The organism is Pseudoalteromonas sp. NZS127_1 (assembly GCF_015864295.1).
GTDB classification, from domain to species: Bacteria; Pseudomonadota; Gammaproteobacteria; order Enterobacterales; family Alteromonadaceae; genus Pseudoalteromonas; species Pseudoalteromonas arctica.
This window is the reverse complement of record NZ_JADYXO010000020.1, coordinates 12,863-29,675: the sequence shown is the minus strand read 5'-3', so window position 1 is coordinate 29,675 and position 16,813 is coordinate 12,863. Positions and strand designations below refer to the sequence as shown.

The following is a 16,813-nucleotide window of genomic DNA, read 5'->3' as shown; positions in this document are numbered from 1 at the left end:
TAATTTACAAATGATAATTTAAAACAAGCTAAACCTAGTGTCAAAGAGATTGAGAGTAAACGGGCATATTTTGAGATTTATTGACTTTTGCCGAGCTTAAAAGCTCATATCTTGGTCTATTATCATCAAATAGGCTTAGTGCATAAACTTTTAGTTCTTTTAGGGTTAGCGCATTTAAGGCATCTAAAAGTCGTTGTTGCATATAAAATTCATGATCTCTGTTACCAATAGCAAGCCATAACCGTTGTGAGCGCAGGCGCAGGTTTTTATCTTTTTCTGCAATATGAGTACTAAGGCCGTGTTTTTGCTGTTGCCAATCGTTTTCATCAAGTGCATCAATATTATCAAGGTAGTTTTTAATAAAACGGTTATGTCGATGCAATAATGTTTTTGCATCAAACTTAGGTGACTGCACATAAAATGCTATACCAGCACGCGTGTTAAATGGTGCATAACCAGCGCCTACTAAATAACCAAGTTGCTGTGTAGTTCGTAATTCATTAAAGTAATCTTGATTAATTAAATGATTTAACGCCATCATTTTTACTTTTTCGGCCACGCAATCCGTTTGCGCTTGATAGTAAATAACCATTGCATGGTCGTTACAAGGAAGCTCTAACTCGTAGCGAGTTACTTTTTTAATTTCAAAAAGAGGGCGTCTTAAATCTTCAATTATGGTTGCGTTTTTTAAGTGATTTGCGACCTTTTTTTGAAAGGCTATTGCATCACTTTGCTGCCAGTTACCATGTAAAAATGATTCAACATGTAGTGCTTTAAAAAAGTCTGTTCTGAACTCATTAAATTGCTGAAAACAGGTGTTTTTTAATGCCGATGCAAGCTCCCCAGGTTGTGGGTTCCAAGGCATTATTTTTGCGCCTAAAATGCTAAATAACTCACTGACTGGTTTGTTTTGGTTGCTATTGCGCCAATGCCTTACAAGCTGTTTTTTATATTCAGCAAAGCGTTTTGCACAGATCTCTACATTAAATAAAGCATCTATTAATTGATCAACAAGCTCTAACTGGCTAGATGAAAGCCCCGCGGTATGTAGAGTTAATCCACCTTGATGCGAGGTTAAGTGGTAGCTAAGTCCCGCAAGTTCTGCTGGATAAAATTGCTCGCCCACACTATCCATAAATAAATCTGTAAATAAGCGGGTGAGTGCCATATGTTTTACATCTTTTACGGCAAAATCAGAATCCATGGCCAAATAAAAATGGCCTTTAGCAACACGAAATGTGTTGTCTTGTTTAAACCAAAAGTCAAAACCGGGTTCTTTTACTAATAACTCGGGTTTTGTTTGTGGTTTTACGACATCAAATAACACCACTTCTTTTGTTAAATAAGGATTAGCTGTAGGTAGCAGCATTTCGCTCAACGGCTTATTTATCTCGCTAAGGGCATCAAGCCAACTAGGTGAAATATGTTCTACTTTATATGGTGTGTTGTACCATGCCGTTTTATGTTCAGGCTCTACATCTGGATGTATAAGTACGATGCGCATATTATGTGGCGTTAACCACTGCATGGCCATTTCGTGGGTCGCTTTTTTAAAGCCTTCCATTAAATAGTCGCCTTGCACGTAATTTGCTTCATCGTAATGCTGCATATTAATGCTTAAGTTACTAACCCAATCAATTAAACGTGACTTTTCTTGGTTATCGAATGCTATTTGTAATAGATTTTTTTTATCTTGATATAGGCGCGGTAATTTTTCGGTGTTATGGTTAATTAAGCAAATGTATTCAAACACCATTTCAATAATATCTTCAAAGTATTCAATGCCTTCATCACTAAGCGCTAAACTAATATTAAAATCTTTGAAGTTGCTACCATTAATACCACCGCCAGCAGAAAGTGCATTGATCCAGCCTTGCTCCTTTAAAATAGAATAAAGAGAACCGGCGCCTTCATAGCCAAGTAAATGAGCTATAAAACTTACTGTTTTGTGACGATAAAAGTCATCAATATTAGGCATAGCAAAGCTAATAATAAGTTTTTGCATATGCTTATGCGGCTCAATATGGAGTATTTTCCCTATGTCTTGCTTGCGATAAAGTGGCTCACTGATCTCTGGCTTTTTAAAGTTTTTGTTGCCGTTAATTGCGCTAAAGTAAGTTTGCGTCCAACTTTGCAGAGTATCTAGCTCTTCATTAGCGCATATAACCAACGTCATCCACTGAGCTTGGTAGTAGTTATTAAAAAAATCACGTAGCTCGTCGCTAATACAGCGCTCTCTGTCAGCTAGAGTTTGTAGGTTACCCACAGAAAATTTAGCAAATGGATGAGCAGGATTTACTGTTTCTTTGTGGGCCTGATAAATACGGCGACCATCATCTTTTATTTTTAGCTTAAACTCGGCTTCAATTGCATTTCGTTCTTTTTCTGTTTCGGCTGAATTTAAAAGAGGAGCAATAAAAAAACGACTAAATTGGGTTAGCGCTTGTTCAAATTCTTGATTGTTAATATCAAAAAAGTAACAGGTATGCTCAGTGCCAGTCCATGCATTGGTGTTGCCGCCAGCTTGGGAAACAAAATTATTAAAACTGCCTGAATCTGGATATTGGTCTGTGCCTAAAAAAAGCATGTGCTCTAAAAAGTGTGCGAGGCCTTGCCTGTCAAGAGGGTCGTCAAAATGTCCGGCGTTAACTGCCATTGATGCTGCCGCTTTTGTAGAATCTTTATCTTGCACTAATAGTACTTTTAGACCATTGTCCAGTGTAAAGGCGCGGTATGCTCTGTTATCATTGCGGCTGATATTCAAATGATGCTCCTGAAACTAAACGTTTACTTGTTAACAACAGATGATGGCTTCAGGAAAGCGAAATATAGCTTGAAAATTTACCTGAGTCTCATGAAAGAACTATTTTAGAAATAAATAGGTTTATGTTGTCAATATAGCTGACAAACGGGCAAACTGGCTACTGTTTTATATTCTTTAATTGGTTGATTTTTTATGAAAACAATCCTAATAATGCGCCACGGCGAAGCAACACCCATGCAGGCTGATGATGCAGGTAGAAATTTAACCCAAGCAGGGCATGATGAAGCTGAAAAAATGGGTCTTTGGCTCAATAAAACACATCACCCTGATGCACTGTTAGTTAGTCCTTACATTCGAGCGCAGCAAACGGCTGCAGGTGTTGCTAAAAATAACGAATTTAAATTTAGCGAAACCACGTCCGATATAATCCCTGAGGGCAAACCTCAAATTGCCGCTGACTACATCGAAACACTTATAGCTACTCACCCCCAATGTAATACGTGGCTCATTGTAGCCCATATGCCTATTGTCAGTTATTTAGTGGATCAATTAAGCCCTGGCAATATGCCCATTTTTAATACGGGTGCTGTAGCTGTTATTAGTTACGATGAGCAAACCCAGCGTAGTAGTTATTTAAGTATAAATGCCCCAGAAAATGTTTAAATATAAATAATTGAGTAAATTAAAATGACGATAGAACGCTTACAAACAGGTGCGCGCATGAGCCGCATAGTAAAACACAACGGTACTGTGTATTTATGTGGGCAAGTATGCGCCGACGCACAAAAAGATATTAAAGAACAAACTCAAACTATGCTCGATAAAGTAGAGGCGTTACTTGATGAAGCAGGAAGCTCAAAAGAGCATATGCTTAGTGCGACTATTTACGTAAAAAGCATGGAATATTTTGCTGATATGAACGCAGTATGGGATGCGTGGGTAACCGAAGGTTATGCACCAGCACGTGCTTGCGTGGAAGCAAAAATGGCGCGCGATGCACTGCTTGTTGAAATTTCAGTAGTCGCAGCTTTAAAAGAATAATAGCGTTAATGACTCGCTCCCCCGTTGTACTCATCACTGGCTCTAGCCGAGGTATTGGCGCAGCTACGGCATTATACTTTGCTAAGCAGGATTATGATGTTTGCATTAATTATAAAGCTGATTTAGCTAGTGCCAAGCTAGTAGCTGATCAAGTAAGAAGCTTTGGCGTTAGAGCTCAATTTATAAAAGCAGATGTGTCCAAAGAGATGGATGTTTTGGCGTTGTTTGATTTTATTGATAAAGAGTTTGGTCAACTTGATGTACTTGTAAATAATGCTGGGATATTACAGCCGCAAATGCCCTTACTGGAAATGAGTGCTGAGCGCATAAACGAAGTTTTGACTACAAATATTACCAGTGCTTTTTTATGTAGTCGTGAGGCAATAAAGCGAATGGGAAATGGCGGTAGTATTGTTAATGTTTCATCGGGGGCCGCTAAAACGGGCTCTCCTAATGAGTACATTGATTATGCAGCATCTAAAGGTGCAATGGACACATTTACTATTGGCTTGGCAAAAGAGGTGGCAAGTAAAGGTATTCGTGTTAACTCTGTTAGACCTGGGCTTATTTACACTGATATGCATAGTGATGGCGGCGAAAAAAATCGAGTCGATCGTCTTAAAAGTAAATTACCCCTTGGCAGAGGCGGTACACCCGAGGAAGTTGCTGCAGCAATTTACTTTTTAGCTTCGGAGCACGCTTCTTTTACAACGGGTAGTTTTGTTGATGTAGCCGGCGGTTTGTAAGCTAAAGTAATAAAGCTAGCCAAAACGTAAAGCTAATAACACTTAAGATAGTAGAAAGTACGACAGCCCCAGCAAGAGTAGCTTCATGCTGCTTTATTTGACTCGCAATAAGATAAGCATTTACGCCAACAGGGGACGCACTTAAAAGTACCAATACATTAAGTATTTGCGTGTCTAGCTTAAATACATAGGTGCCTACCAATAAAACTAACGCAGGCAATAAAAATATTTTTAAAATTGATGCTATTAACGCGGGTTGCCAATTTGCTGCTATTTTATAAAAAGCTAAATTAGCACCAAGTACAAATAGCGCACAGGCAATTGCTGGTTTAGCTAATAGATCCAAACTATTTGCTAAGTCGGTGAATAGTGTTACTCCTAAAATGTTTAATATAAGCCCGCATCCAATACTCAGTACTATTGGATTTAACACCATACTTTTTCCAAAGTGCGACCACGAAAATTTATCGCTGCTGCCTTTAGCGCCTATTAAAAAAGTAAGTGCAAATAACAATGTGCTATGAAAAGTAATGATCATAAACGCAATGGCTATCATCTCTTTGCCAAGCGATGCAATAACAATAGGAATACCCACTAACACCATATTTGAATAGCTAGAAGCAAGTCCAAAGACGCCGTGTTGTTGGTAATTTTTTAAATACTTTTTATTTAAATAAAAGCGGTCAATTAAAATACCCACCCCAAATACACTCAGAACCGGTATGTAAAAACTCAAAAATGCAAAAAGGCTAATGCTTTGCTGTAAGTTAATTTGCGACATATTTAACAATAAAAAAGCAGGCAAACTAATATAAAAAGTAAATTTACTTAAGCCTGCAATATGCTGCTTTTCGAAAAATTTTAATCGGCAACAGCTGTAACCAAACGCCACAATAAAAATGAGCGGAAAAATAATTGAAAAAATATGCACGAAGTTACATCCTAGTAATAGCTAAAGTTAGCGTCTAAATTCATCACTTTGCGGTAAATTAATTAGTATGAGTACAGCGCCTCTACCACCATATTCGAGAGGGGCTTGGTGCATCGCTATTACGTCAGGGTGCTGTACTAAGTACTGAGGCACTTTGTGCTTTAGTACGCCGCCGCCAATACCGTGCACTACACATGCACAATAGTAATGCTGCTTTTTACATTCGTGAATGAGTCCAGCGAGTTCATCTTTAGCAAGTTCTTTATTTAAGCCATGTAAATCTAGCGTCAAATCGGGTGCAAAGTCACCACGGCGAAGCTGTTTAGCTAGGAAGGTATCTTGGCCTGGTTTTACATATTTAACCGTGCCGTGGGTGTCTATATCGGGAATATAAACGTCTGAGAAGAAAAATTCAGATTGAGCCTGCTTTTTTTGCTGGGCAAATTGCTTAGCTTGTGACACCTTAGGCTTTGTATCAAAACGATGAGTATCTTGTTTAAATACTTTGGCGCCTGTGATCGTTTGACGAAATAAGCTTATGTCGTCATTGCTTAGGGACGAATGTGATGGAGTGTCTTTTTTCATAACTATTACCTAAACAAAAAAACGTAAAAACGCAGCGCAAAAGGCGGTACAATACTTAAATGAGGGGCAATTGTAATTTGCCCAGCGCAGATAGGCAATGCAATCGTCTTAAAGACTCAAAACAGTCAGTAAGCTAATACAGGTAAAAATATATGAGCGATTTACAAATAGAAGAAGCAACACTCGAAGAAGCCGTTGCAGAACTGTCAACTTTACATGACTGGTTACGTTGGACTACAAGCCAATTTGCAAGTAGTAGTATATTTTTTGGACACGGTACAGATAACGCATGGGATGAAGCTGTAAGCTTATTACTGCCTGCGCTTAGCTTGCCTGTTGATGCGCCAAAAGAATTAATGCACGCGCGTTTAACAAGCACAGAAAAAAACCGACTTGCGGGTCTTATTGCAGAACGTATTAACGACTGCACACCAGTACCTTACTTAACAAACATTGCATGGTTTGCGGGTATGCCATTTTATGTGGATGAACGTGTACTTATACCTCGCTCACCGTTTGCTGAGCTTATCAGCAACCGCTTTACACCCTGGCTTGAAGAGCCACAATCGGTTAACCGTATATTAGATTTATGTACAGGTTCGGGTTGTATCGCAATTGCACTTGCGCAAGCTTTTGAGCAGGCACAAGTTGATGCGGTAGATATATCGTATGAAGCGCTTGAAGTGACAGACATTAACATTAACGATTACATGTTAACTGATCGTGTGTTACCTATTCAGTCTGATGTATTTAGCGGTGTACCAGGTCAAAAATACGACCTAATAGTAGCAAACCCACCATATGTTGATGCAGAAGATATGGCTGACTTACCACGTGAATTTCATCATGAACCAGAGCTTGGGCTTGCATCAGGCCACGATGGTTTAGATGTAACCCGTACTATTTTAAGTGAAGCGAGTGAACACCTAACTGATAACGGTTTGTTATTTGTAGAAGTTGGTAACTCTATGGTACATATGGATGCACTGTATCCGGGCGCGCCGTTTGAATGGATTGAATTTGAACAAGGCGGCTTAGGTGTATTTGTAATTAGCAAAAAGCAGCTAGATGAGTATTTTGCAAAATAAGTAAAAAATGAATAGCCAAGCCGTGTGCTTGGCTATTGGTAGTCATTAGGAATGAGGAAAGTTAATGGCAGGAAATAGCATTGGACAGTTATTTAAAGTGTCCACCTTTGGTGAGAGCCACGGCGTTGCATTAGGCGGCGTTGTTGATGGTACTCCCGCAGGTCTTGAAATCACAGAGGCCGACTTACAAATTGATTTAGATCGCCGAAAACCAGGCCAAAGCCGTTATACAACGCAGCGCCGTGAAAGCGATCAAATAAAAATATTAGCAGGCGTTTTTGAAGGTAAAACCACAGGTACTAGCATTGGTTTATTAATTGAAAACACCGATCAACGTTCGCAAGATTACGGCAAAATTAAAGATGTATTTCGCCCAGGTCATGGCGATTACACGTATTGGCATAAGTACGGCCTGCGCGATTATCGTGGTGGCGGCCGTTCCTCTGCACGTGAAACCGCAATACGCGTAGCGGCAGGCGCTATCGCTAAAAAATACTTAAAGCAATTTCATGGTATTGAAGTTAAAGCATGCTTAAGCCAGCTAGGTCCTATTAAGGCGGAAACGTTTGATTGGGACGAAGTTGAAAATAACTTATTCTTCTTCCCTGATGCAAGTAAGCTTGAAGCGCTTGACGAATATATGCGTGACCTTAAAAAGCAAGGTGACTCAGTTGGCGCTAAAGTAAAAGTAGTGGCAAGCAACGTACCAGTAGGTCTTGGTGAGCCAGTATTTGACCGCCTTGACGCTGAACTTGCACACTCATTAATGAGTATTAATGCAGTTAAAGGCGTGGAAATTGGTGATGGCTTTGATGTAGTTGAGCAAAAAGGCTCTGAGCATCGCGACGAGCTAACCCCTGAAGGTTTTACATCAAACCATGCAGGTGGCGTACTTGCGGGTATTTCGACAGGGCAAGATATTATTGCTTCTATTGCGCTAAAACCAACGTCGAGTATTACCATCCCAGGTAACAGCATTAATACAAGCAACGAAGCGGTTGAGATGATCACCAAAGGTCGTCACGATCCGTGTGTGGGTATTCGTGCAATCCCGATTGCTGAGGCAATGATGGCTATTACATTAATGGATCATTTACTGCGCCAACGCGGACAAAATCCACATGTAAACCACGAACACGGGCCAATTAACGGCTCTGTGTAAGTATTTATAATTATAAAAAACGCGGACTACCGCGTTTTTTTATGTCTGTAATTTAGTTTAAAGCCTTTCAGGAGTTGTTCAAGTAAGCCCTATATACTGTACAAAGGAGGGGAGTAATCATGAACGATAATATTAATGAACACTCACAAATAAAAGCCCAAGCTGCAATAGCCCGCTTAGAACGTTTCAGTAAGTTAACCGATAGCAGTATTGGTATTCCTTTTACTAAATTTAATATAGGCCTAGAGGCTGTGATTGGTTTAATTCCCGTTATAGGTGATGCCGCAGGGCTAATTTTATCAAGTTATGTGCTGATAGAAGCGCAGCGTTTAGGTGTGAGTAAACGTATAAAGACTAAGATGATTATCAATATGCTCATAGACTTTGTGGGCGGTTTAGTGCCATTTTTTGGTGATATTTTTGATGCCTTTTTTAAAGCTAACACGCGTAATACACAACTATTAAAAAAGCATTTAAACAAGCAGTTGAGTGAGTAATTAATAGCTTTAAGTAACAGTTAGCAAAGAGACTTTAAACAAAATGTTGTTGGTTGTTAAATCACCTAGTATGGTAGGAGCGTCTATTCACTTTGGTATTTACAATATGCAATTATTTATCGGTAATAAAAACTACTCTAGCTGGTCATTACGCGCATGGTATTTAATGAGTAAATTTGATGTTGAGTTTAGTGAAACCCAGCTAGTACTCGACACCCCCGACTTTTACAATGAACTAAAAAAGACCTTTGCTTTGCAAAAAGTCCCAGCGTTAATTGATGGCGATTTACAGGTATGGGATTCGCTAGCAATTTGTGAATATATTAACGATGCTTACTTATCAGGCGCTGCATGGCCAAAATATATTACCCAAAGAGCTAAAGCGCGTGCACTAAGCGCTGAAATGCATTCAGGCTTTGTGGCACTGCGCAGTGAAATGCCAATGAATATAAGAGCAACCCGTAAAGTAGACCTATCGAGCGAAGCACTAAAAGACATAGCCCGTATAGACGAAATATTTGCACAGCAACAAGATGTGTTTCCAAATGAGTGGTTTTTTGGTGACTTTAGTATTGCTGATGCCATGTATGTGCCTGTTGTACTGCGCTTAAAAACCTATCAAATTACGTTATCGCCAGAGGCACAGCAATATTGTGACTTTGTTATGCGCTGCCCAGTATTGCAAGCATGGATCACTCAGGCATTAACCGAGACCGATATTGTAGAGTGTGATGAAGCAGGAACGCCTGTATAATTATTGTTTTCTTATATGGCATGTTTTATACCTTAAAATCATAAGTTTAAACTAGGCAGCTCATGTATCTAAATCACCCAAGGTATGGCAATACACCAATAACTACCAATACCCCAGTGACAATAGAGGCGATAGAGAATGCGCACTGGCGTTACTCGAGCCTTAAATACTTCCCTAATACGGTAATATTGGCTGATATAAAAAAGCAAAACTATGCCATTTATCCTCGGGCACTTTATGTTGATATTGAAGAGAAGTGCGGGACTTGCTCTAAGGCATTTATTTTTTTTGCTCAAGAGCAGCAATATTGGTTTGAAACATTAAGATTTTGGGTCGATTCACACTGTACTCATTGCTTTGAATGCCGTAGACATGCCAGATATATACTAACTCTACGTAAACGGTACGATATGTTAACTAGCTTAGCCAATAAAACCTCAGGTGAAAAAACACAGCGTAAAGAACTTGGTAATACTCTTTACTGTTTAGGTATTATTAAAAATATCAATAAAGTGAAAGATTAGTCCGCTTATATTTTACTATCACGCCTTATTTTTACTTTAGTTGTAAAAGCCCGTACAATTCGTCTCGTTTTTACTGCGCAAAATAGCGCTATAACCGAGACTAATTAGCCTAATTTTATGCATCAAATAGCTGATCTAATTTCAATTTTTGAACGCACTTTTTATCAAAGTCATAATACATGTCTGATAAAAGGCGATTTTGAACCTGTGTATTTACCAGCAACAGAGCACGTGCCATATCACCAAGTTGTATTTGCGCATGGTTTTTACGCGAGTGCATTACATGAGGTTGCACACTGGTTGGTTGCAGGCGATGAACGTCGTTTATTAGAAGATTACGGCTATTGGTATTGTCCTGATGGGCGCGACAAACAAAAACAAGCTGAGTTTGAAAACGTAGAAGTAAAGCCTCAAGCTATAGAGTGGTTATTAAGCACCGCAGCAGGGTTTAATTTTAATGTGTCGGTGGATAACTTAAACGGCGAGCAAACATGTCGGTTTGATTTTCAGCAGCGAGTACATGCACGTGTATTATCGTTAATCGAAAATGGCTTTAACTCTCGTACAGAGTCACTTTTAAAAGCACTCTCTGATTTTTATAATACACAGTGGCCATTAACAGCGCAGCAATTTAATTGGCAACATCCGAAGGAGCTTTGTAATGGCGTTTAAATTAGGTTTAATTGTAAACCCAGTAGCAGGTTTAGGCGGAACAGTTGCCTTAAAAGGTAGTGATGGCGCACACACAGCCGCTAAAGCAATCGAATTAGGTGCAGAACCCAAAGCAAATAGCCGAACAAAAGCAGCGCTTGAAGTGCTATTGCCTTATAAAGAACGCTTAACCATTTACACCGTTAACGGTGACATGGGTGAGCAAACAGCAAAAGCCTTGGGCTTTAATGTAGAGGTTATATACAACACTGCTGCTATAACAACCCCAGACGACACAGAACAAGCAGCAAAAGTACTTAGAGACTTTGGTGTTGATTTAGTTTTATTTGCTGGAGGCGATGGTACAGCGCGTAATATTTGCCATGCAATCGAAGATACCATTCCCGTACTTGGTATTCCTGCAGGCTGTAAAATTCACTCTGGTGTGTACGCCATTACACCAAAAGCTGCAGGGCGCGTAGTCGAAATGCTGGTTAAGGGGGAGTTAGTTACCTTAGCTGATGCAGATGTAATGGATATAGATGAAGATGCCTTTAGACAAGGCACAGTAAAAGCAAAGCGCTACGGCGAAATGCAAACACCTAGCGAAGTACGCTATATGCAAGCGGTTAAAAATGGCGGTAAAGAAACCGACGAACTCGTACTTGCCGACATTGCAGCGCATGTTGTATCGCAAATGGATGAAGACACATTTTATATAATGGGTAGCGGCTCAACGGTTGAGGCCATAATGGAAGAAATGGGACTTCAAAATACGTTGCTTGGCGTTGATTTAATAAAAGATCAAACCTTAGTTGCTCAAGATTTAACGGCTAAGCAATTACTTGAGCTTACACATGATCAAAGTACTAAGTTAGTCATTACGCTCATTGGCGGGCAAGGGCATATATTTGGCCGTGGTAATCAGCAATTGAGCCCTGCGCTTATACGTGCAATTGGCAAAGAAAACATTATTGTAGTAGCAACAAAAACAAAACTACAAGCGCTTAATAGCCGCCCCCTTATTTGTGACACCGGCGATGGCGAATTAGATGATGAATTAACGGGTTATATTAAAGTAACCACCGGATTTAACGACCATATTATGTATGCAGTAGGGCACCAAAACCTTGAAAATACAGGTGCTTTGCAAAACCAGGAGATTAATAAATGAGTTTAGTGAACTATATCGATGCAGCCCAGCAGTACTTCGATGATTTAGTAATAAAAGCAACTGACGATGAGTTATTCGCAGGCGGCTATTTACGAGGTCACTATGATCTTGCAGTAGGCTATGCCGAAGTAGAAAAGCTGACAATCAGTATAGATGAACTAAACGAAACTGTAGAGCAGAGCTTAGTTAAAGCGTATCGTAATGGTGAGCTTAACGAAGAAGATAAGACATTAGTTGCACGCTTGTGGGAAGAAGTTAAAGCCCTCGCTTAACAGTAAGTGGCACAAAAAACACGATTTTTTTATCACTATCGTGTTTTTTTGTGCCCAAAACTTTTCAAGCAGATTTTCATGTTAATTTACTGTTTTGTTTTTATGCGATATTGTTACTAAAATAAATTTTAGGAACAATAAGAATGAATAATAATCAAGACGCTTTACCTTCAGGGGTTGTAGCGCGTTTTTTAAATTTTGTTGAGCGAGTAGGAAATAAGCTTCCAGATCCAGCCGTAATATTTCTGTTTGCAATGTTATTAATTTGGTTTTTGTCGTGGTGGTTTTCAGGCGTAAGCTTTGATGCAATAGACCCACGTACAGGTGAAGCGATTATTATTAATAATATGCTGGCAAGTGATTCGCTCGCTACCTTTTTATCCTCTATGGTAAAAACCTTTACCGGCTTCGCTCCCTTAGGTGTCGTTTTAGTAGCTATGTTAGGTGTCGGTGTTGCAGAGCATTCGGGCTTCATTAATACCGGTCTTAAGTTAATGCTTAAAGTGACTCCTAAAAAGCTATTAACGCCTTCAATCATTTTAGTGGCTATTGTGAGCCATACCGCTACTGACGCAGGTTATGTATTAGTTATTCCACTTGCCGGTGTTATATTTTTTGCTGCAGGGCGCCATCCGCTTGCGGGTATTGCAGCTGCATTTGCAGGAGTCAGTGGTGGTTTTGGGGCTAACTTTATTCCATCAGGGATTGATCCATTGCTACAAAGCTTTACCCAAAGTGCGGCGCAAATAATTAATCCTGCAATGACAATTAACCCGTTAAATAACTGGGCATTTGCTTCAGCATCTAGCTTATTTATTGTGGCATTAGGCTGGTACATTACCGATAAAATTATTGAACCACGTTTACAAAAAACAGCGGTTGATGGTGCTAAAGAGGATTTACCTGTATTTGAAGATGCACGTAGTGATGAAAAACGTGCCTTTTATATAGCCAGTACCGTGATGATTGCAGGACTTGCGTTATTAGCATTTGTCTCTGCTCCAGACGATTCTGCAATGCGCAGTAGTGACGGATCCCTTACTAATTTTAGCTCTCCTTTAATGCAATCAATTGTACCACTAATATTTTTACTTTTTTGGCTACCTGGCACAGTATATGGTTTTACGGTAGGTACCTTTAAAACTTCAAAAGATATGATTGATGCAATGAGTAAAGCGATGAGCGGCATGGCATATTATATCGTCATGGCATTTTTCTGTTCGCTATTTATTGCTGCATTTAGTAAATCAAATTTAGGTGCATTACTCGCAATCGAAGGTGCGCAGTTATTAAAGGCGATGGAATTGCCAAGTGCAGTAACGGTTGTGGGAATTATCTTTTTAACCGGCTTTGTTAACTTGTTTGTAGGTTCAAGTTCAGCAAAATGGGCATTACTTGGCCCTATTTTTGTACCGATGTTAATGCAACTTGGCATTTCACCAGACTTAACTCAAGCCGCTTATCGTGTAGGTGACTCAAGTTCTAATATTATTACACCGTTAATGCCTTATTTCCCATTAGTGGTGGTGTACTGTCAAAAGTATGTGAAAGGCACCGGTATAGGTACTTTAATTGCTATTATGCTACCGTACTCAATCGCCTTTATGATTGGCTGGAGTATCTTTTTATTAGGTTACTGGGCACTTGGTATTCCACTAGGGCTTGATGCAAGCTACATTTATCCAGCATTGCCTTAACCTAAACCTTGATTTATGAACCTCACTCACTTGAGTGAGGTTTTTAAATAAAAGTTCTGTAATGTAAAAGTAAGTCTAAGTTACCTTTCTAAATCTCTCACTATATAGCCAAATAAGTTGGCCTCACCAACAATATACACATAATCGTTTTTGTTGTTCATTATTGTAGACTTAGCGTCGTACCACCTAAAATCATGAATTTTATTCGTTTTAGGGTCTTTGAAGTATAAATGAGTACAACTATCTTCATACTCGGTGCCACATTTTTGTACATCGGTCAGTATATATTCCTTATACCAATAGCCGCCTTGCGTGTAGTAAGCCCATAATTTAATGGGATCAGAGATAAAAATATAGAGTATTCCATAGATTAATAAAGGGGATAATGGGTACATGAAAATGGATGCCAATTTCATTTTTGTATCTGAAAAATTGTATTTAAGTGATTCTCTATATTTACTGCAGCGTTTGTATTTATTGAATATAAGTATATTTAAATAGATAAATAGTGCGCAACAGATAATAGGGACGGCTATAAAGAAAACAACGTCGTATAGCTCATTTGAGATGAATGGTGGATCTGTAAAGTCCATTAAAATAGGAATAGTGATGCATAATAAAATGGAGAGTATTATTGCTACAAAGAGCAAGTTGTCGTAAATCTTTTTCAATTTTTAATTCATCCGTGAACTATAGCCTTTGTTTAGTTTACAGAATTTTTGTTATTTTAAAAATCAGAGGAATATATTTTTAGACATTAAGTAACCCGAACTCAGGCTAAAAAAACTATCTCAAGCTGCTATTGAATTGACGCGAAGGTTTACTTTGTATTCACTGTGGCAGCAGCTTAAAAACAAAAAAACCTTGTCACTTTCGTGGCAAGGTTTTTTATTAAAGAGTCGTTGCTTATTTAGCTGTGAAGCTTACTGGGCGACGTTCTTTACGAGGGCCAGTACGCTTATCACCGCGTTGGCTATCGTCTTTATCTTTATTAAAGGTGCGCTTTTTGTCACCAGCTGGACGCTCAGAGCGTTCTGCACGTGGCTCAGCAGGGCCTTGATCTTGTGTAATTGTTAAGCCCATAGGACGTTTACAAATAAACACTTTTTGGAAATGATCAAGTACATCTTTAGGCATGTTTTGCGGTAATTGAACCGTACTGTGATTGTCGTGTAAACGAATATCACCAATAAACTTGCTTGAGATGTCAGCTTCGTTAGCGATAGCGCCAACAATGTTCTTAACCTGAACACCGTGTTCACGACCTACTTCGATACGGTAAGTATCCATAGGGCCTGCATCACGACTGTTACGTTCGCGAGGTTTACGCTCAGCGCGTTCACCACCACGTTCGCCGCCACGTTCGCCGCCACGTTCGTTACGACGTCCACGGTCACCACCGCGATCATTGCGGTCGTTACTACGTGGGTTGCGATCGTTACGCTCGTTACGTTCACGAGGTTGAATCTTAACTTCTTCAACTTTAATTGGAGACTGTTGCTGTGCTAAACACAGTAACGCACCCGCTAAGCTTTCAAGAGGAAGTTCAAGTTTTTCAGCCATGTTAGTAGCTATCTCGTTAAAGAATGTAATATCTTTGTTTTCAAGCGCAATAGTTAATTTTGCTTGTAACGCTTCAATACGTTTTTCTTCAACGATTTTTGCAGTTGGTAATTCAACTTGTGCAATTTCAGACTTCGTATGACGAATGATATTTTTAAGTAAATAACGTTCGTTATGTTTTACGAATAAAATTGCTTTACCAGTACGACCAGCACGACCTGTACGGCCGATACGGTGAACGTAGGCTTCAGAATCTTGTGGTATATCGTAGTTGATAACTAAGCTTAAGCGGTCAACATCTAGACCACGAGCAGCAACGTCTGTTGCAATAACAACATTTAGCATGCCGCTTTTTAAGCGTTCTACAGTGCGTTCACGTGCTTGCTGGTTCATATCACCATTAAGTGGAGCAGCAGAGAAACCTTCGCGCTCTAATAACTCAGCAAGTTGTACTGTATCGTTACGCGTACGTACGAAAACAATAGCACCTTCATACTGTTCAGCTTCTAAGAAGCGAACAATAGCTTTATTTTTATGTACGCTTGCATTCCAAAACACTTGCTCAACAGATGATACTGTAGAGTTACGCGCAGAAATATGAACCTGTTCAGGATTGTTCATATACTTGCTGCTGATGTTTTGAATTTGCTTAGGCATAGTCGCAGAGAAAAGACATGTTTGCTTTTCGCGCGGTGTTTTTTCCATGATGCTTTCTACATCATCGATAAAGCCCATACGTAACATTTCATCGGCTTCATCAAGTACAAGTGCTTGTAGAGCATCAAACTTGATAGTGCCACGGTTAATGTGATCGATTAAACGACCTGGAGTTGCAACAATAACCTGAGCGCCACGACGAAGTGCGCTTAATTGGATACTGTAGCTTTGGCCACCATATAGTGCCAATACTTCAATACCACGAACATGTTTAGCATATTGTTCGAATGCCTCAGCAACTTGGATCGCAAGCTCACGTGTTGGTGTGAGTACAAGGATCTGTGGCTGTTTCACAGACGGGTCAATATTATTTAGTAATGGCAGTGCAAATGCTGCGGTTTTACCTGTACCCGTTTGAGCTAGTCCCAGTACGTCCTTTCTTTCTAGCAATAACGGTATACATTGAGCTTGGATTTCAGATGGTGTCTTGTAACCCAACTCTTCAACTGCCTTCAAAATTGCAGGAGAAAGATTTAGAGATTCAAACGTGACTGGTTCTGACATTAATACGCCTCAACGAATTTAAAGAGGCGCGCATTATATAGGATTCGCGAGGAAAATGCTTGTATAAATTGAAACTAATTTGTATGTATTTGATGTTGGTCGAAATTTAACCAGCTCAATATAGGGTTTATTAAACTGGTTAA

16 protein-coding genes are annotated in these 16,813 nt (G+C 39.5%); 12 read left to right on the top strand and 4 right to left on the bottom strand.

Annotated features, from left to right (window positions below; genetic code table 11):
• Positions 1 to 40: 40 nt before the first annotated feature.
• Positions 41 to 2,764: an insulinase family protein gene (locus tag I6F50_RS16145; RefSeq protein WP_197176717.1), complete on the bottom strand. Its 2,724-nt coding sequence runs from the start codon at positions 2,762 to 2,764 to the stop codon at positions 41 to 43.
• A 192-nt stretch (positions 2,765 to 2,956) separates the two neighbouring features.
• Here I6F50_RS16145 and sixA point away from each other — a divergent pair, with 192 nt between their 5' ends.
• From sixA to I6F50_RS16130, 3 genes are read left to right on the top strand one after another with little or no spacing between them, the layout of a single operon-like run.
• Positions 2,957 to 3,427 (top strand): phosphohistidine phosphatase SixA, encoded by a 471-nt coding sequence (gene sixA, locus I6F50_RS16140; RefSeq protein ID WP_197176715.1) that lies wholly within the window; start codon positions 2,957 to 2,959, stop codon positions 3,425 to 3,427.
• Positions 3,428 to 3,451: 24 nt separating this feature from the next.
• Entirely contained in the window at positions 3,452 to 3,805 is a 354-nt protein-coding gene (locus I6F50_RS16135; RefSeq protein ID WP_024591642.1) for a RidA family protein, read from the top strand.
• An 8-nt stretch (positions 3,806 to 3,813) separates the two neighbouring features.
• Positions 3,814 to 4,551 carry an SDR family oxidoreductase gene (locus I6F50_RS16130; RefSeq protein WP_197176713.1) on the top strand — a complete coding sequence of 246 codons (738 nt, stop codon included), beginning with the start codon at positions 3,814 to 3,816 and terminating at the stop codon, positions 4,549 to 4,551.
• 1 nt (position 4,552) lies between these two features.
• Here I6F50_RS16130 and I6F50_RS16125 read toward each other — a convergent pair whose 3' ends face one another.
• Both I6F50_RS16125 and smrB read right to left on the bottom strand, forming a co-directional pair.
• Positions 4,553 to 5,482 (bottom strand): AEC family transporter, encoded by a 930-nt coding sequence (locus I6F50_RS16125; RefSeq protein ID WP_007580614.1) that lies wholly within the window; start codon positions 5,480 to 5,482, stop codon positions 4,553 to 4,555.
• Between the two features lie 27 nt (positions 5,483 to 5,509).
• Positions 5,510 to 6,067: an endonuclease SmrB gene (smrB, locus tag I6F50_RS16120; protein WP_007377742.1), complete on the bottom strand. Its 558-nt coding sequence runs from the start codon at positions 6,065 to 6,067 to the stop codon at positions 5,510 to 5,512.
• Between the two features lie 152 nt (positions 6,068 to 6,219).
• On the opposite strand from smrB, the gene prmB reads away from it, so the two are divergent.
• The 9 genes from prmB to I6F50_RS16075 all read left to right on the top strand — a co-directional run bounded on the left by prmB (position 6,220) and on the right by I6F50_RS16075 (position 13,886).
• Complete coding sequence (gene prmB, locus I6F50_RS16115; RefSeq protein WP_165725676.1) at positions 6,220 to 7,155, top strand: 50S ribosomal protein L3 N(5)-glutamine methyltransferase; 936 nt, start codon at positions 6,220 to 6,222, stop codon at positions 7,153 to 7,155.
• A 64-nt stretch (positions 7,156 to 7,219) separates the two neighbouring features.
• Positions 7,220 to 8,317 carry a chorismate synthase gene (gene aroC, locus I6F50_RS16110; protein WP_008138551.1) on the top strand — a complete coding sequence of 366 codons (1,098 nt, stop codon included), beginning with the start codon at positions 7,220 to 7,222 and terminating at the stop codon, positions 8,315 to 8,317.
• A gap of 119 nt (positions 8,318 to 8,436) precedes the next feature.
• Entirely contained in the window at positions 8,437 to 8,814 is a 378-nt protein-coding gene (locus I6F50_RS16105; RefSeq protein WP_024591638.1) for a DUF4112 domain-containing protein, read from the top strand.
• 106 nt (positions 8,815 to 8,920) lie between these two features.
• Positions 8,921 to 9,568, top strand: a complete 648-nt coding sequence (locus I6F50_RS16100; RefSeq protein WP_165725678.1) for a glutathione S-transferase family protein — start codon at positions 8,921 to 8,923, stop codon at positions 9,566 to 9,568.
• A gap of 62 nt (positions 9,569 to 9,630) precedes the next feature.
• Positions 9,631 to 10,092, top strand: coding sequence for a zinc-ribbon domain containing protein (locus I6F50_RS16095; RefSeq protein WP_010554668.1), 462 nt, complete (start codon positions 9,631 to 9,633; stop codon positions 10,090 to 10,092).
• A 117-nt stretch (positions 10,093 to 10,209) separates the two neighbouring features.
• The gene (locus tag I6F50_RS16090) at positions 10,210 to 10,764 is read left to right on the top strand and encodes an elongation factor P hydroxylase (protein WP_010554670.1); all 555 of its coding nucleotides are present in this window, start codon (positions 10,210 to 10,212) and stop codon (positions 10,762 to 10,764) included.
• Positions 10,754 to 11,917 carry an ATP-NAD kinase family protein gene (locus I6F50_RS16085; RefSeq protein WP_197142245.1) on the top strand — a complete coding sequence of 388 codons (1,164 nt, stop codon included), beginning with the start codon at positions 10,754 to 10,756 and terminating at the stop codon, positions 11,915 to 11,917. The genes I6F50_RS16090 and I6F50_RS16085 overlap by 11 nt, the downstream gene beginning before the upstream one ends.
• Positions 11,914 to 12,189, top strand: a complete 276-nt coding sequence (locus I6F50_RS16080; RefSeq protein WP_008138544.1) for a YfcL family protein — start codon at positions 11,914 to 11,916, stop codon at positions 12,187 to 12,189. Before I6F50_RS16085 ends, I6F50_RS16080 begins: the two co-directional genes overlap by 4 nt.
• 143 nt (positions 12,190 to 12,332) lie before the next feature.
• A complete protein-coding gene (locus tag I6F50_RS16075; protein WP_197142247.1) occupies positions 12,333 to 13,886 on the top strand; it encodes an AbgT family transporter in 1,554 nt (517 codons plus the stop codon).
• A gap of 906 nt (positions 13,887 to 14,792) precedes the next feature.
• Here I6F50_RS16075 and I6F50_RS16070 read toward each other — a convergent pair.
• On the bottom strand, positions 14,793 to 16,670 hold the full coding sequence (locus tag I6F50_RS16070; protein ID WP_197176711.1) for a DEAD/DEAH box helicase: 1,878 nt from the start codon (positions 16,668 to 16,670) through the stop codon (positions 14,793 to 14,795).
• Positions 16,671 to 16,813 lie beyond the last annotated feature (143 nt).

Coding starts and splice junctions, on each gene's coding strand:
- sixA (WP_197176715.1), top strand. CDS start 2,957: ATGAAAACAATCCTAATAATGCGCCACGGCGAAGCAACACCCATGCAG.
- I6F50_RS16135 (WP_024591642.1), top strand. CDS start 3,452: ATGACGATAGAACGCTTACAAACAGGTGCGCGCATGAGCCGCATAGTA.
- I6F50_RS16130 (WP_197176713.1), top strand. CDS start 3,814: ATGACTCGCTCCCCCGTTGTACTCATCACTGGCTCTAGCCGAGGTATT.
- smrB (WP_007377742.1), bottom strand. CDS start 6,067: ATGAAAAAAGACACTCCATCACATTCGTCCCTAAGCAATGACGACATA.
- prmB (WP_165725676.1), top strand. CDS start 6,220: ATGAGCGATTTACAAATAGAAGAAGCAACACTCGAAGAAGCCGTTGCA.
- aroC (WP_008138551.1), top strand. CDS start 7,220: ATGGCAGGAAATAGCATTGGACAGTTATTTAAAGTGTCCACCTTTGGT.
- I6F50_RS16105 (WP_024591638.1), top strand. CDS start 8,437: ATGAACGATAATATTAATGAACACTCACAAATAAAAGCCCAAGCTGCA.
- I6F50_RS16100 (WP_165725678.1), top strand. CDS start 8,921: ATGCAATTATTTATCGGTAATAAAAACTACTCTAGCTGGTCATTACGC.
- I6F50_RS16095 (WP_010554668.1), top strand. CDS start 9,631: ATGTATCTAAATCACCCAAGGTATGGCAATACACCAATAACTACCAAT.
- I6F50_RS16090 (WP_010554670.1), top strand. CDS start 10,210: ATGCATCAAATAGCTGATCTAATTTCAATTTTTGAACGCACTTTTTAT.
- I6F50_RS16085 (WP_197142245.1), top strand. CDS start 10,754: ATGGCGTTTAAATTAGGTTTAATTGTAAACCCAGTAGCAGGTTTAGGC.
- I6F50_RS16080 (WP_008138544.1), top strand. CDS start 11,914: ATGAGTTTAGTGAACTATATCGATGCAGCCCAGCAGTACTTCGATGAT.
- I6F50_RS16075 (WP_197142247.1), top strand. CDS start 12,333: ATGAATAATAATCAAGACGCTTTACCTTCAGGGGTTGTAGCGCGTTTT.
- I6F50_RS16070 (WP_197176711.1), bottom strand. CDS start 16,670: ATGTCAGAACCAGTCACGTTTGAATCTCTAAATCTTTCTCCTGCAATT.